This is a genomic window from Micromonospora lutea, assembly GCF_016863535.1.
Taxonomy (GTDB): Bacteria; Actinomycetota; Actinomycetes; order Mycobacteriales; family Micromonosporaceae; genus Micromonospora; species Micromonospora lutea.
Window position 1 is genome coordinate 102,588 of the sequence record NZ_BOPB01000020.1, and the last position, 14,025, is coordinate 116,612.

Here is a 14,025-nt window from a genome sequence, read left to right on the forward strand (position 1 = left end):
GCGCGTCACCTGGCGTCCGGCACGGGCTCGTCCGGTTGCCCGGCCGCCTCTTCGGCGAGCTGCCCGTCCTGGATGTGGATCACCCGGTCGGCCAATGCCATCATCACCGGATCGTGGGTGGACACGAGGGCGGTGACACCTTCGGATTCGACCACCCCACGCAGCAGGGCCATCACCGACAGGCCGGTCTCAGCGTCCAACTGCCCGGTGGGCTCGTCGGCGATCAGTAGCCGGGGCGAGGCGGCCAGCGCGCGGGCGATCGCCACCCGCTGCTGCTGGCCACCGGACAACTCGGCCGGCCGCTGCCGGGCGTGGTCGGCCAAGCCAACCAGCTCCAGCAGCAACTCGACCCGCCGCTCGCGCTCGGCCGGAGCGACACGCGCCAGTCGCAGCGGGGCGGCGACGTTCTCCGCAGCCGACAGCACCGGGATCAACCCGAAGCTCTGGAAGACGTACGACACCTTCTCCCGTCGCAGCCGGGACAGGCCGTCCTCGTCGAGCGCGGTGACGTCGGTGCCGTCGACGTGCACGCTGCCGGCGTCCGGGCGATCCAGGCCGCCGATGGTGTTGAGCAGGGTGGTCTTGCCCGAGCCGGACCGGCCGACGAGCGCCACCATGGAACCGGCGGCCACATCGAACGACACGCCACGCAGAGCGTGTACGACGGTCGGCCCGGTGCGGAAGCGCCGGTGCACGCCGCGCACCCGCAGCAGCGGTGCGCTGCTCATTCGCCGCGTCCCGAGTCGGGGCGGATCGTGATGTGGTCGGGTTCCAGGGCCAGCCGGACCCGCCGGGTCAGCGCCAGCGCCTGGCGGAAGTCGCGGGGCACCTGCACCCGCCCGGCCCGGTCCATCACGGCGTACTCCTCGGCGATCATGTGCGTGTCGCCCTCCGCGTCGACGGTGGCGCGGCGCAGCACCTCGCTGCTGGTGCGCCCATCCCGGATCGCGACGGTCCGTTCGACCTGGCCGCTGACCTCCGGATCGTGGGTCACCACGACAACGGTGACGCCGTAGCGCCGGTTGACGTCCCGCAGCACGCCGAAGACCTCCGCGGACGTGGCGGCGTCCAGCTCGCCGGTCGGCTCGTCGGCGAGCAGGACCCGCGGCTGATTGGCCAGCGCCACCGCGATCGCGACCCGCATCTGCTGTCCCCCGGAGAGTTGCCCGGGACGCCGGTCGGCGCAGTCGGCCACACCGAGGCTGTCCAGCAGTTCGGCCGCGCGCTCTCGACGCTCCTGCTTCGCGACACGGGCCGCCGTCATCGGCAGGTCCACCATCTCCCGAGCAGTCAGGTAAGGAATCAGGTTGCTGGCGGTCTGCTGCCGTACGAACCCGACGGTGTGCCGCCGGTAGTCCACCCGCTCCGCGCGGGACATCGCCAGCAGATTCCAGCGGTCGACCCGGACCCGCCCGGCGGTGGGGGCGTCGATGCCGGCCAGGATGGACAGCAGCGTCGACTTGCCCGACCCGGAGGCACCGACGACGGCGACCAGCTCACCGCTCTCCACAGCCAGGTCCAGTCCCTGCAGTGCCTGCACCTCGATCGAACCGGTCTGGTAGATCCGCACCAGGTTCTCGCACACGATGAGCGCGTCCCGGCCGAACTCGGGCGTCCGCGCGGTCGGCTGCGGCAGGGACGGCGGTGTACTGGACATTCCGTCCTCCGTCCGAATCCTGCCGATGTCGAGCCTGCCGGAGATGGCGGTCAGGCCCACCGGTCAGGCACGTGGTGTCACCTGGCCGGCAAGTGTGGCCGCCCCCGACTGCTCCTGCCGACGCAGATTGAAGCAGTTTCGCAATCGGTGGGCCAGCCCGGTTCGGGGGAGGTCGGGTGCGGCGCGCTGTCCGATCGCGCCAGCGCAGGGGTGTCTGCAGCGCTCGCCGAGGCGGCAGCGACCGTCGCCGGTCAGATCGTGGTGGCGAGCAGCAGGAGGACGCTGGCGAGGATCTCGGTGACACCGACCTGTTTCGGGGTGAGTCGATGTCGGGGGAGGACGGCGGCGCGGACGAGGAGGAGCAGGAACACACCGAGCAGGGCAAGACCGAGGAAGGCGGCCAGGGCGGCGCTGATGATGTGGTAGCCAATTGAGGCTCGGTAGTAGGTGCTGTTGCCGCGTTCGCGGATCATCGTCTTGACGTACAGGACGGTGCCGATGAAGTAGGCGGCGACCGCGAGGAACACGGTGCCGACCGTCCCGGGAGGCTGGCCGGCGACGGTGGCGCAGACGAACACCATGAGGCAGCTCTGGGCGACGGAGGCGAGATCGTTGCCGAGGGCGCGTTCGGTGCGCCGCCGCGCGTGGACCACGTTGACGGCCAGCAGAGCGGCGTAGGCGGGGGCGTACCACAGCAGTTCCGGGCGCAGCAGCAGGACCAGCCCGCCGAGCAGCGCGGTCGGTGCGCCGTACGTCCACAGCTGTGCGCGGACCCGGCCGGGACGGCGGGTCTTGACCGCTTGCAGCAGGTAGTAACTGAACAGGTAGCCGGTCAGCCAGGCACCGAGCAGTGGCAGGTGCGGCCAGCGGAGTCCGACGGTGAGGACCGCCGCGAGCCACGGCACGAGGAGCATCGCCCACGCGCCGTGCTGAGGTGGGATGAACTGTCGACGCCTGCGGGGTCGCGTCCCGGTGGCGGATCTGACGGTGCTGGGCACGGAAGTGGACATCGGCCGCTCACCTGACCTGGATCATGCCACGGGCGCCGCGTTCGGCGTCGACCATGGCATGGGTGACGAAGGGATAGTTTCCCGGCTCGGGCGGAACCGTCTCGACAAAACCGCCGGCGGCCGGAGCGAGATCGAGAACCTGTGCCGCCCCGGGCTCGTCGGGCCGCAGTTGCCAGCGGCCCTCGGCGTAGACGGTGTCGAACTGGGCGCCGACGACGTGGAAGGCGCTGGAGCGGTTGGGACCGGCGTTCAGCAGCCAGATGCGCACCCGTTCACCGGCATCGGCGGTCAACGGTTGGTACGCGTACTGGGAGGCGTAACCGTTGAAGACCACCGCGTCGGGTCGTTCGGCCTGCATCTTCGCCAGGTCGCCGGGTTGGCTGTCGGGGCCGAGGTACAGCTCGGACTGCACGAGGACGTATTCGTGTTCCACGGCGGGCAGGTCGGGCGGGTCGATGATGACCGCACCGTACATGCCGTTGCCGATGTGGTGCAGCATCGGCATGGTCGAGCAGTGGTACATCCAGATCCCGGCCTTGGTGGCGGTGAACCGGTAGGTCAGCCGCTGCCCCGGGTCGATGGGTCGCATGGGCCGGTCCGGGGCGAGGGCGCCGGCGTGGAAATCGATGCCGTGGTCGATGGTGCCGTCGTTGATCAGGGTCACCTCGAAGGCATCGCCGATCCGGCCACGCAGGACCGGCCCCGGTGACGTGCCGTTGAACGTCCAGAGCCGCTGCCGTACGCCGGGTGCGACCTCCCGCACGACCTCTCGTACCCGCAGTTCGATGCGGTGGAGCCGGCCGTTCGGTACGGGCGGGGCGGTGGCGTCGCGGGCGGTGAAGCCGGTCGAGGGCTCCGCCATCGCGTCGATGGAAGTCGCGGACGACGCATCGTCGTTCGGCGCGGCGTGGGAGTGGCTGTCGGTCCCGGCCGGTGTCGCCGTGGTGGTGATGGTCAGGGTCATGCCGGCCTGGCGGTGCCCGGGCAGCGAGCACCAGCCTTCGACGTCGGCACCGATGATGCCGGCGTCCAGGCGGGTGGTGCTGGTGCGGGAGAGGATGGGGGTCCTGGCTCCGGTGGCCAGCACGAGGTCATGGCGGCGTTGGTCGTCGTTGGTCAGTTCGATGACGAGCCGGTCTCCGGCCGGGACGGTGATGCGGTCCGGGTGGAATCGCATACCGGTTGCGGTGACGGCGACGGTGGTGGTCTGCCCGGTGGGTGTCACGCCTGCCGCCACCGCGGTGGAGGTGATCGCCGGCGCCGTGTTGTGCTGGGCGGCCATACCGATCAGGACGGCCACCAGAACCAGGGCGAGCCCCACCGCCACGCCGCCGAGCGGGCGCGTCGGTGTCGGTGTCGTGGCGACGGGTGGTGTCACGGTTGTCTCCGGGAGGCGAGCAGGACGTGCCCGGCGGGCACGAGGAACTGCAGCAGGGCGGCGAGCAGGAGCAGCGAGGTGGTGATCCGTACGTACGGGGGTGTCGGCAGGACGAAGACGGCCAGGGCGGCGTTGGTCATGGCGAGTCGTTGCGGCCAGTGACGGTCCAGTCGGGCGGTGCGTTCGCGTACCCGGGCCGGTCCGCCGCCGAGCGCCATGGGCAGCAGGTACGCCAGGGCGCCGAGGAGAACCTGGCCGACGAAGCCGATGAGGAACGGGACGAGCACGGCACCGAAGCGGTCCGCCGCCCCGGCCGGGTCGGGCGCGGACAGCAGCGTCCAGGCGTCGACGCCGAGCGCGACGAGCAGCCAGCCGGCGGCGGCCGTGATGGACCAGCTCGGGAAGGAGGCCGGTGTCTTCTGGCGGGCGGCCTGCCCGGCGGGCACCGCGGTGAGCAGGACGGCCGTGGCGGTCAGCGCCAGCCCGCCAACGGCCAACGCCGGCCACCAGGCCAACACGCCGATGCCCACGGCCGTGAGCCCGGCGATCGCCGTCGGCAACCCTCGCCGGGCCGCGGTGCCGGCGCTGTCGGCCATGCGGGTACGCAGCACGGTGGGCCAGAGGGTGAGCAGGGTGCCCAGCACGGTCAACGTCACCCAGCCCAGCAGGTTGACGTGGGCGTGGAACAACAGCAGTCGCGGCCGGCTGTCGTCGTCGACGACGAGCATCCAGGCGCCGACCGGAATCCCGATCAGCAGGGCACCGGTGGCGGCCAGGTAGTGGTGCACGGTGACGGTGAAGCGGGCGGGCAGCGCCGCGCGCAGGCGCGCGACCAACCACACCAGGTGTGCTGCGATCGCCGCGAACACCAGGCCGGCACCGGTCACGCCGATCCACGGTCGGCCGACGACGCCGCTGGCGAGCACGCCGACGACGCCGAGATTGAGCACGGTGAGCCGGAGTCCCTCACCGTGGCGGCTGGCCGGCGCCGGGCTGCGCAGCACGGCACTGGTGAAGTGTGCGCTCCAGATGACGATGGCGTTGGTGGCGACGCCGAGCAGCAGCAGGTGCATGCCGAGCCAGCGCCAGCCCGGCAGAACCGGATGGACGAGCGTGACGGCGACGAGCATGACCAGGTACGCCAGCGGCAGCACTGCGACGCGGCGGTGCCAGGTGGCGCGGCCGACGGGGCCACCGCTGCCGGCCGGGGCCGCGTCACTGACCACCGTGGGTTTCATGACACACCTACCGCGACCCGTCGACGGACCCGCGTCGGCGGACGCGCCGGCTTCCGCTGACGGAGTGACAGTGCAACGGCGCAGCCGGCGAAGCTGAGCACCGCGGCCACATTGGCGACTCCGGCCCAACGCCACACCTGCTCCATGCCGGCGGCGTCGCCGAGGCCGACGCGGACCAGCAGCGAGGTGTGCAGCACGGCCAAGGGCACGTAGAGCACCCGGTGGTACGGCAGCGGCCGGCGCAGTACCGCCGGCAGGATCACCGGGGCGTGTACGAAGATCATCGACATGACGAAGCCGAGGAAGACCGCGTGCAGCGTGGCGTCGTACCGGGGGCCGTCGACCACCGGTCCACCTCCGGTCCACAACACCCCGGCCAGGGCCAGCCACCCGTAACCGGACAGCAGACCGACCGCGACGTAGCGGGGGAGAGCCGTCGCCCGGACGGTGTGGCGGGCGACGTCGAAGATCGCGAGCCACGCGGTGACGGCGAGGACGCCCGCACCCAGCAGGTGAGGGCCGGTCGACGGCCACAGCGTGCTCGCCGTGGCTCCGGCCAGCAGGGCGGCCAGCACGGTGAGGAACCACCGCTCGGTGTGCGGGTGGCGCAGCGTGACGTGCGCCAGTTCGAGGCGTTCGCCGGCGATCGTGGCCACCACGAAGACCATCAGCCACGGCACGGTCTCGGCGACCGGGTAGCCGGCCAGCCACAGCAGCGCGGCCGCGTACCAGGCGAACGCGCCGGCGGCCTGGGCGAGCAGCGCGACGCCGGGCTGGCGACGCCACAGCGCCCGGTAGATCCCGAGCAGGACCACCGACGCGGACATGAGCAGCACCTTGCCGGCCAGGCTCGGTCCAGTGGCGACCAGCACGAGACCGCCGAGCCCGGAACAGGTGGGGGCGAGCAGCGCCCATCGAGCGCCGAGCGCGACGGCGCGTTCCAGCGCGATCAGCGTGCCGACGAAGCCGAGGACCATCAGCGGCCCGTGCACCTGCTCCAGCGCCACCGGCGGCGCGGGGATCGGCGTGCCGAGCAGCAGCAGGCCCGCGTACAGGCCGGCGAGCAGTGCGGCCGCGGCGGTGGCGAGGGCGGGCAGCCGCCACCGGACGGGCACCGCGACCGGGCGGCTCACGGCTGTCGCCCGGCCGCTCGCCTCGCCGCGGGCAGTCTCACGACGCACGCGGCGGGCGCGCCGAAGGGCTCCAGCACCACCGGCGCGTCGTCGTGCCGAAGGGCTCCCCGGACGACGCCGAGGTGCAGGCCGCACATCGCGTCGGGATTCTGTCCCACCAGTTCCAGGAACGGGCAGGTCAGCAGGTGTACTTCCGTTCGGGTGCCCTCGTCGGCGGTGGGCTGGCGTCGCGGGCTGAAACCCAAGCCGTTCAGGACCGCCAGGACGGTGTCGACCGGATCCTCGCTGGGCGGTGCCGCAGCGGCCAACTGTCGGCCCCAGTCCTGGCCCACCTGGGTTGCGGTGGCCTTGACGTCGCCGCCGCTGCGGGAGAGGTGTCCCAGCAGGGCAACCGCCAGGTCCCGGTAGGCGGCGGGGGCGGGATCGGCCGCCGCCGCCCGGTACCGCCACGCCGGACGGCCCGGCAGGCCGCCGCTGGCGCGGGCCTTGACCAGGAGCCCGGCCTTGGTGAGCCGGTCCAGGTGGGCGCGGGTCGTGGACAGGTGCTGCCCGGTGCGCTCGGCCACCTCGGTGGCGGTGACGCCGCTCTCGGCGGCCCGTACCAGGCGCAGGATCGACACCCGGCTGGTCGAACCCAGAGCGCGGTGACGGGGAGTGTCGATCGTCTCCCCGCTGGGGCCTTTCGGCGGAGTATCCATGTCGCATAACGTTACAACGTCAAACGACGTAGAAACCCTGGAGGGTCTCATGTCACAGTCGGAACTCGTCGCTGACGAACAGGCCGCCCGCGCGGTCGTGCGCCACCACAGCGAGTTGTCCGCCACACTGACCGGGCATGTGGTGCGACTGGTCGGTGCCGTCGATCTCGGCGACACCCGGCAGGCGTGGTCGTGCCGCGACGAGTTGGTGGCCTGGCTGCACGGCGAGCTGCTGCCGCACGCGTCCGCCGAGGAGACGGCCCTGTATCCGGCCGCCGCCGACCTGCCGGCGGGCAGGCTGCTGGTGGAGGCGATGCTCGGTGAGCATCGCGCCATCACGGCGCTGGTCATCGAACTGAACGAGACCACCTCCCCGACGGTGGCGGCCGCCGCCGCCCGCGCGTTGCAGGCGGTGTTCGCCGTCCACCTGGCCAAGGAGAACGAGTTCGTCGTGCCTCTGCTGGTCAACGCCGAGATGGTGTCGCTGGCCGCGCTGCTCGACGGCATGCACGACATCGTCGGTACCGAGACCGGCTCGTCGGCGGGTGGCTGCGGCGGCGGTAGCGGTGGATGTGGGTGCGGAGGCGATGCCGCCGGCGCGGAGGCGGACGCCCCGCTGCTGAGCATCGATCCTCGACTGGATGTGCGGGATCTGCCCCACGGGGAGCGCCACGCCCGAGTTCTCGCCGCCCTCGACGCCCTGCCCGCCGACGCCGCGATGGTTCTGGTCGCCCCGCACGCGCCGCGGCCCCTGCTGGCCGAGATCGATTCCCATTTCGCCGGGCAGGTGACCGCCGAGTGGCTGCAGAACGGCCCCGACGTCTGGCAGATCCGCCTGCACCGGCTGCCTGTCGCGGCCTGAGCGTTTCGACGGCCGACGCCGGGGCGGTGCACGGAGCAGCCCCGGCGCCGGCGCGACGATCGGTGCCGGCCGTCCGCCCCGCCGCGCTACGTGCCCATCGGCCCTACTCGCCCAAGACCTGTCGGGGCAAGCTGGATGTATCACCGGACCACCGTCGGGAGATCGATCATGTGTAACTACTGCGGTTGCCGGGAGTTCCCGTTGATCGGCCAACTGACCACCGAACACGAGGCGATCGTCAACGCCGCCGGGCGGCTGCGCGCGGCGATCACCTCGGGTACGGGTGACCCCGTCGCCCGCCTCGACGACCTGCTCGCGCTGCTGATGCCGCACACCGACACCGAGGAACGTGGTCTGTTCGTCGAGCTACGCGCCGAGGGCAGCCTCACCGAGGCCGTGGATCGGCTGTGCGACGAACACGACGACATCCACGGCGTCCTCGGTACCCTCGACCGCACGGCGCCGGACTGGCCGGAGGTGCTGGCCGCCCTGGACCGATTGCGCCGACACATCGACAACGAGGAGCACGGCCTGTTCCCGGCCGCGGTCATCGCACTGCCGATTCCGGCCTGGGACCGGCTCACCTCGCCGCAGCCCACCGCGTAGGCCCTGCCCGCCACCGTCGACCCGGTTTGGCACCCATGATGCCGAATCATGCGGCAAGCTCGTGGGCGACCGTTCGGACTCGTCGACACCACCGGAGGCCGCCGGTGAACGTGCTGCTGTGGGTGGTCTACCCGTACCTGGCCATCGCGATCCTGGTGGGTGGGCTGATCTGGCGCTACCGCTACGACAAGTTCGGCTGGACGACCCGCTCCTCGCAGCTGTACGAGTCGGCGGTGCTGCGTTGGGGTAGCCCGATGTTCCACTTCGGCATCCTGATGGTCCTGATCGGTCACGTCGGTGGGCTGATCGTGCCCAAGTCGTGGACCGAAGCGGTCGGCATCACCGAACACACCTACCACCTGATGGCCGTGTTCATCGGTACCGTCGCCGGCTTCTGCACGCTGGCCGGCATGGTCATCCTCATCGCCCGTCGCCGCCTCACCGGGCCGGTCTTCGCCGCCACCACCCGCAACGACAAGACCATGTACGTGTTCCTCGCGGTCGTCATCGTCCTGGGGCTGTGGAACACCGTGGCGGGCAACATCACCGAAGGTGGTTACGACTACCGCGAGACCGTCTCGCCCTGGTTCCGGTCGCTGTTCTACCTCAGCCCTGACCCGGAGCTGATGGCCGGCGTACCGGTCGGCTTTCAACTCCACGTCGTCTCAGCGTTCGCGCTGTTCGCGTTCTGGCCGTTCACCCGCCTGGTGCACGCCTTCAGTGCGCCCGTCGGCTATCTCACCCGCCCTTACGTGCCCTACCGCAGCCGCGGCACCCGGCCGCGCTCCTCCCGCCCGGGCTGGGAGGGGCCGCCGAGGCTGCCGACCCGATCCTCGTCCCGAGGTAGGAGATGACCGCCCGGGTTGGTGCCGGCCGGGCGTCCGTCACCAGTGCGGTCAGGCCGCGTCGGGTGAGGAGAACAGTTTCGTGCTGAGGTACCGCTCGCCGGTGTCGGGCAGCACCACCACGATCGTGGCTCCGGCGTGTGCGGGTCGAAGCGCCAACGTGACGGCGGCGTGCAGCGCCGCGCCGCTGGAGACGCCCGCGAGGATCCCTTCCGTACGCGCGAGGCGGCGGGCGGCGGCGGCTGCCTGGTCGACGTCGACCTGGACGATTTCGTCGTACACGGTGGGATCGAGCACCTCGGGTAGGAAACCCGCACCGATCCCCTGAATGCCGTGCGGGCCGGCTCGGCCACCGGAAAGGACCGGCGACTCCGCCGGCTCCACCGCGACCACCCGCAGGTCGGGCTTGCGGGACCGCAGCACCTGCCCCACGCCGGTGAGAGTGCCACCCGTGCCGACGCCGCCGACGAACAGGTCCACCTGGCCGGCGGTGTCCGCCCAGATCTCCTCGGCGGTCGTACGTCGGTGGACCTCCGGGTTGGCCGGGTTGTCGAACTGCCGAGGCAGCCAGGCGCCCTCGGCATCCGCTATCTCCCTGGCCCGGCGTACTGCGCCGGGCATGCCGTCCTCGGCAGGGGTGAGCACGATCGTCGCCCCGTACGCGGACAGCAGCGCCCGTCGTTCAAGGCTCATGCTCGCCGGCATCGTCAGCGTGAGCCGGTAGCCCCGAGCGGCCGCGACCATGGCCAGCCCGATCCCCGTATTGCCACTCGTCGCCTCGACGATCAGACCGCCTGGCCGCAGTTCGCCACTGGTCTCGGCGGCGTCGACGAGGGCGAGGGCGATCCGGTCCTTGACGCTGCCGCCCGGATTGGCGGACTCCACCTTGGCCAGCAGCGTGACCGGCAGCTCCGCGGCGGTGCGCGCCAACCGCACCAGCGGCGTGCGACCGATCAGCGCGGTCACATCGGAATGAATCACTTACTGCTCCTTCGCGGTGGTCGGGATGGCGCTGTCCGGATCGCCGACGGCGCACGCGGTCGGGCTGCGGAGCCGGGCGCCGGGCGGCACGTCGTGCAGCACCAGACAGTGAGCACTGATTCGGGCGTCGTCACCCACGTGGACTCGGCCGAGGACCGAGGCTCCGACGCCGAGCACCACGCGATCACCGATCATCGGGTGGCGGCGGGCGCCCTTGGCGTCCGCCCACCAGCCGGCACCGCCGAGGGTCACGCCGTGGTACATGGTGACGTCGTCGCCGACCCGCGCGGTCTCCCCGATGACGACGCCGTTGCCGTGGTCGATGAAGAGCCGCCGCCCGATGTACGCGCCGGGGTGGATCTCGATGCCGGTCAGAAACCGGGTGACTTGGCTGAGCATCCGGGGCAGCAGGGGAAGGCCGCGCCGGTGCAGGAAGTGGCTGACGCGGTGACTCCACACCGCCCACAACCCTGGGTAGAGCAGTACCTCCACGGCGTGGAGGCCGTGCAGTGCGGGATCGCGGCGGTAGGCCGCGCGGATGTCGTCGATCATGCGATGTCCCGGGAGGCCGGTCGTTGCGATGGTGCCTGGGCGGCGATCCGCGCGACGGCCGCGACCAGTCGGTCCACCTGCTCCCGCGTGGTCCCGGCGCCGAGACTGGCCCGGACCGCGGTTCCCGGCAGTCGGGTCGGTGCCGAGGCCAGCAGGTGCCGCGTCAGCGGGTGGGCGCAGAACAGCCCGTCCCGAACACCGATGCCGTGATCGTCGGCGAGTCGCCGGGCCACCTCGGCCGAGTCCAGCCCGGCGACGGCGAAGGCCGCGATTCCCAGGCGGGGATGCGCGGGACCGAACAACACCAGGCGGTGTACGCCCGCCACCGTGGCCAGGCCGGCGTCCAGCCGCTCCAGTAGCTGCTGCTCGTGGTGGGTCAGTGCGGCCCAGCCGGTCGCGGTCACCGCCTCGCAGACGGCTGCCATCGCCACCGCACCGACCAGATTCGGGGTGCCGGCCTCGTGTCGGCCCGGTCCGAGCGCCCACTGGACCGTCCCGTCGGAACCGACGTGTCGGGAGGCACCGCCACCGGACAGGTACGGCCGTGCCGCATCCATCCAGTCAGCGCGCCCGGCCAGCACGCCGGCACCGAACGGCGCGTACAGCTTGTGACCCGACAGCACGAGATAGTCCACGTCCAGGTCGGCCAGGCTCACCGGACCGTGTGCCGCCAGCTGGGCGGCGTCGACCACCACACGGGCGCCGTGCCAGCGGGCCACCCGGGCGATCTCGGCGACCGGCCACACCTCGCCGGTGACGTTGCTGGTCGCCGTCACCGCCACCAGCGCGGGACCGTGCCGGCGCAACGCCTCGTCCACGGCGGCCACGGCCTCACCGGGGGTGCGGGGCAGCGGGAGATGCACCGTCTGCCGCCATGGCAGCAGATTCGCGTGATGCTCACCGAGGAAGGTCAGCACCGGGGTCGAGGCCGGAACGACGTGGGCGAGCAGGTTCAGCGCGTCGGTGCTGTTGCGGGTGAACACCACCTGGTCGCCCGGGCGGCAGCCGACGAACCGTGCCACTGCGGCGCGTGCCTGCTCATAGGCGCGGGTGCAGTGCTGCGACAGGACACCGGCGCCGCGGTGGACGCTGGCGTATGAGGGCAGCAGCCGGGTGACCGCCTCGGCCGCCACCACGGCGCACGGCGCGGTGGCCGCGATGTCGAGATTGGCGTACGGCAGCAGCCGGCCGTCGGCGACCCGTACCATCAGGTCGCCGCCCAGCACGGCCAGTGCGCCCCGCCCCGGCTGCGCTTCGGTCCGCGCGTGCGGGAAGTCGATGGTGGGCGGCTGTTCGAGGGGGTGGATCGAGGCTGTACGCACGTCGACTCCCATGGATATCAGGGGATCGGGCGCCCGATCCGCGCTTGCCCCGCCGCTGCGGCTGGGCCAGGTCGCCCCCGGAGGCACCCCGCCGCGGAGGAGGGTTGCCGACCAGCCAGCCGGGGCTTGTCGCTGGTACTCAGGACCGCCGTGAACGTTACCCCGGTGTGGGGCGCCGTCCGCAGGGTCGTTGGACCCTGTCCGGAGAGTTTCAACATCAGTGCAGGTGCTCGGCGGGGCAGCTCACGGCATGGGCGTGGAATGGACCGACGGTTCCGCGGTGACCGACGTGCCGAGCAGGTAGTGGACGACATCAGCGGCGCCGTAGTCGTCGCCGTCGCCGACCAGCGTCGGCAGGAACGCCAGATCCTGCCCGAGGGTCAGCAGCGCTGGCTCGCGATAGCCGTCCGGTCGCCGCTGGCCCAGACCGACGGCGGCGACGAGACCGTTGCACAGGCACCGGCTTCCGACCGTGTCTTCCACGGCTCCGCCCTTGCGGAGATAGTCACCGACGGGTTCAGCGGGACAGCGGTAACCGACCTTGCCGTCGGGCTGTTGGTACGGGCTCCGCAGGTAACCGAGATCGCACAATCGCGGCCGGTCGGCGTAGATGTCCTCGTCTGCCGTCGTACCCGGCAGATGCGCCACCTTGAACGGAAAGCCGGTAGGCGAGACCCCGGCATGGTTACGCACCACCAGGGTGCCGCGCCTGGCATCGTGCAGTAGCCGCTGGCGTAGTGCCGTGTCGAGCCCGGACTCGCGGCACAGGGCGAACGCGGTCCCGATCTGCACGCCCGCGGCGCCTGTCGCGCGGGCGGCGGACAACTCGGCGGGGCCGCACTGCCCGCCGGCGATCCAGAACGGCAACCCCAACGCCGCCACCTTCGGCAGGTCAACATGATCGCGCGGCCCGTACACCGGCTCCCCGTCAGGACTCAACCGCAATGCTCCGCGAGGTCGGGCGCTGTGCCCGCCGGCAACCGGTGATTCGATCACGAAGCCGTCCGGCCGGGTGGTGTCGTCGCGGGCGAGGTAGGTCGCGAGCGTGGTGGACGAGACGATGGCCAGCAAACGCGGGCGTCGCACCCGCTCGGGGGTGACACCCAACAGATCCTGCGGATCGAAGGAGACGTGGAACTGCTGGTCGGTGGCCGCGCCCTGGACCGCCACCGACAGCCGGACGGGACGGTGCTCCGCCAGAGCGTCGAGCAGGCGGGGTATCCCGGTCGGCAGCCCGGCACCCATCAGCACGTAATCGACCCCGGCCAGCATCGCACCGTACACCGCCGCCGGTGTCGCCATCTGAATCTTCTCCAGGTAGTTCACCCCGACCGGGCCGTGATGTCCGTCTGTGGCGAGCAGCACCTCGACGAAGTTGCCCAGGACCGCGAGTTCCAGCCCGTCGCGGCGGGGACGCAGGCCCAGCCGTGGTATCGGCCGGTAGGGCTTGCCGTCCGGCAATCCGCCAGGCACGAAGTAGCGCTTCAGCACGCGACTCGCCAGTGCGGGAACGGGAAAGCGCGCCAATGCCCGCCGTACCTGTCCGTCCGGGTCGCCGTCCTGCAGCCGGCGGGCAAGCAGCGCATCCAGGGCGACGCCGGAAACCACTCCGAGTTGACCGGTGCGAGCCACCGCCCGGGCCAGCCGCCATCCGGAGACACCGACGCCCATACCACCTTGAATGATCACGGGATTGCCTGCCTCCGCCGGCCTGGTGCGCAGCAGGGTCTCCGGATGCCCCCG

Annotated in this window: 14 protein-coding genes and 1 riboswitch; of the genes, 3 read left to right on the forward strand and 11 right to left on the reverse strand. The window is 71.6% G+C overall.

Annotated features, from left to right (window positions below; translation table 11 throughout):
• Nucleotides 1-5: 5 nt before the first annotated feature.
• From Vlu01_RS18125 to Vlu01_RS18155, 7 genes are all read right to left on the reverse strand, one after another.
• On the reverse strand, nucleotides 6-728 hold the full coding sequence (locus Vlu01_RS18125) for an ABC transporter ATP-binding protein (RefSeq protein WP_204000964.1): 723 nt from the start codon (nucleotides 726-728) through the stop codon (nucleotides 6-8).
• Nucleotides 725-1,657, reverse strand: a complete 933-nt coding sequence (locus Vlu01_RS18130; RefSeq protein ID WP_204000967.1) for an ABC transporter ATP-binding protein — start codon at nucleotides 1,655-1,657, stop codon at nucleotides 725-727. Before Vlu01_RS18130 ends, Vlu01_RS18125 begins: the two co-directional genes overlap by 4 nt.
• A 251-nt stretch (nucleotides 1,658-1,908) precedes the next feature.
• Complete coding sequence (locus tag Vlu01_RS18135; RefSeq protein WP_204000971.1) at nucleotides 1,909-2,667, reverse strand: YwiC-like family protein; 759 nt, start codon at nucleotides 2,665-2,667, stop codon at nucleotides 1,909-1,911.
• A 7-nt stretch (nucleotides 2,668-2,674) separates the two neighbouring features.
• Nucleotides 2,675-4,045 carry a multicopper oxidase domain-containing protein gene (locus Vlu01_RS18140; protein ID WP_239095972.1) on the reverse strand — a complete coding sequence of 457 codons (1,371 nt, stop codon included), beginning with the start codon at nucleotides 4,043-4,045 and terminating at the stop codon, nucleotides 2,675-2,677.
• On the reverse strand, nucleotides 4,042-5,283 hold the full coding sequence (locus Vlu01_RS18145; RefSeq protein WP_204000974.1) for a hypothetical protein: 1,242 nt from the start codon (nucleotides 5,281-5,283) through the stop codon (nucleotides 4,042-4,044). Before Vlu01_RS18145 ends, Vlu01_RS18140 begins: the two co-directional genes overlap by 4 nt.
• Nucleotides 5,280-6,416, reverse strand: a complete 1,137-nt coding sequence (locus Vlu01_RS18150) for a DUF8744 domain-containing protein (RefSeq protein WP_204000978.1) — start codon at nucleotides 6,414-6,416, stop codon at nucleotides 5,280-5,282. The genes Vlu01_RS18145 and Vlu01_RS18150 overlap by 4 nt, the downstream gene beginning before the upstream one ends.
• The gene (locus Vlu01_RS18155; RefSeq protein ID WP_204000980.1) at nucleotides 6,413-7,114 is read right to left on the reverse strand and encodes a helix-turn-helix transcriptional regulator; all 702 of its coding nucleotides are present in this window, start codon (nucleotides 7,112-7,114) and stop codon (nucleotides 6,413-6,415) included. The genes Vlu01_RS18150 and Vlu01_RS18155 overlap by 4 nt, the downstream gene beginning before the upstream one ends.
• 49 nt (nucleotides 7,115-7,163) lie before the next feature.
• On the opposite strand from Vlu01_RS18155, the gene Vlu01_RS18160 reads away from it, so the two are divergent.
• From Vlu01_RS18160 to narI, 3 genes are all read left to right on the forward strand, one after another.
• Nucleotides 7,164-7,976, forward strand: coding sequence for a DUF2249 domain-containing protein (locus Vlu01_RS18160; RefSeq protein WP_204000982.1), 813 nt, complete (start codon nucleotides 7,164-7,166; stop codon nucleotides 7,974-7,976).
• A gap of 168 nt (nucleotides 7,977-8,144) precedes the next feature.
• A complete protein-coding gene (locus Vlu01_RS18165; protein WP_204000985.1) occupies nucleotides 8,145-8,582 on the forward strand; it encodes a hemerythrin domain-containing protein in 438 nt (145 codons plus the stop codon).
• Nucleotides 8,583-8,686: 104 nt separating this feature from the next.
• Nucleotides 8,687-9,436 (forward strand): respiratory nitrate reductase subunit gamma, encoded by a 750-nt coding sequence (narI, locus tag Vlu01_RS18170; protein WP_239095973.1) that lies wholly within the window; start codon nucleotides 8,687-8,689, stop codon nucleotides 9,434-9,436.
• A gap of 42 nt (nucleotides 9,437-9,478) precedes the next feature.
• On the opposite strand, the gene cysK is transcribed toward narI, so the two are convergent.
• The 4 genes from cysK to Vlu01_RS18190 form a co-directional block, all read right to left on the reverse strand.
• Nucleotides 9,479-10,408 carry a cysteine synthase A gene (cysK, locus tag Vlu01_RS18175; protein ID WP_204000987.1) on the reverse strand — a complete coding sequence of 310 codons (930 nt, stop codon included), beginning with the start codon at nucleotides 10,406-10,408 and terminating at the stop codon, nucleotides 9,479-9,481.
• Nucleotides 10,409-10,960, reverse strand: a complete 552-nt coding sequence (gene epsC / locus Vlu01_RS18180; RefSeq protein WP_204000989.1) for a serine O-acetyltransferase EpsC — start codon at nucleotides 10,958-10,960, stop codon at nucleotides 10,409-10,411.
• Nucleotides 10,957-12,168 carry an aminotransferase class V-fold PLP-dependent enzyme gene (locus Vlu01_RS18185; RefSeq protein ID WP_204001113.1) on the reverse strand — a complete coding sequence of 404 codons (1,212 nt, stop codon included), beginning with the start codon at nucleotides 12,166-12,168 and terminating at the stop codon, nucleotides 10,957-10,959. Before Vlu01_RS18185 ends, epsC begins: the two co-directional genes overlap by 4 nt.
• 149 nt (nucleotides 12,169-12,317) lie before the next feature.
• Nucleotides 12,318-12,429, reverse strand: a riboswitch (SAM riboswitch).
• A 96-nt stretch (nucleotides 12,430-12,525) separates the two neighbouring features.
• On the reverse strand, nucleotides 12,526-13,953 hold the full coding sequence (locus Vlu01_RS18190) for a nitronate monooxygenase (RefSeq protein ID WP_239095981.1): 1,428 nt from the start codon (nucleotides 13,951-13,953) through the stop codon (nucleotides 12,526-12,528).
• Nucleotides 13,954-14,025: the final 72 nt, after the last annotated feature.

Coding starts and splice junctions, on each gene's coding strand:
- Vlu01_RS18125 (WP_204000964.1), bottom strand. CDS start 728: ATGAGCAGCGCACCGCTGCTGCGGGTGCGCGGCGTGCACCGGCGCTTC.
- Vlu01_RS18130 (WP_204000967.1), bottom strand. CDS start 1,657: ATGTCCAGTACACCGCCGTCCCTGCCGCAGCCGACCGCGCGGACGCCC.
- Vlu01_RS18135 (WP_204000971.1), bottom strand. CDS start 2,667: ATGTCCACTTCCGTGCCCAGCACCGTCAGATCCGCCACCGGGACGCGA.
- Vlu01_RS18145 (WP_204000974.1), bottom strand. CDS start 5,283: ATGAAACCCACGGTGGTCAGTGACGCGGCCCCGGCCGGCAGCGGTGGC.
- Vlu01_RS18155 (WP_204000980.1), bottom strand. CDS start 7,114: ATGGATACTCCGCCGAAAGGCCCCAGCGGGGAGACGATCGACACTCCC.
- Vlu01_RS18160 (WP_204000982.1), top strand. CDS start 7,164: ATGTCACAGTCGGAACTCGTCGCTGACGAACAGGCCGCCCGCGCGGTC.
- Vlu01_RS18165 (WP_204000985.1), top strand. CDS start 8,145: ATGTGTAACTACTGCGGTTGCCGGGAGTTCCCGTTGATCGGCCAACTG.
- epsC (WP_204000989.1), bottom strand. CDS start 10,960: ATGATCGACGACATCCGCGCGGCCTACCGCCGCGATCCCGCACTGCAC.
- Vlu01_RS18185 (WP_204001113.1), bottom strand. CDS start 12,168: ATGGTACGGGTCGCCGACGGCCGGCTGCTGCCGTACGCCAATCTCGAC.
- Vlu01_RS18190 (WP_239095981.1), bottom strand. CDS start 13,953: ATGGGCGTCGGTGTCTCCGGATGGCGGCTGGCCCGGGCGGTGGCTCGC.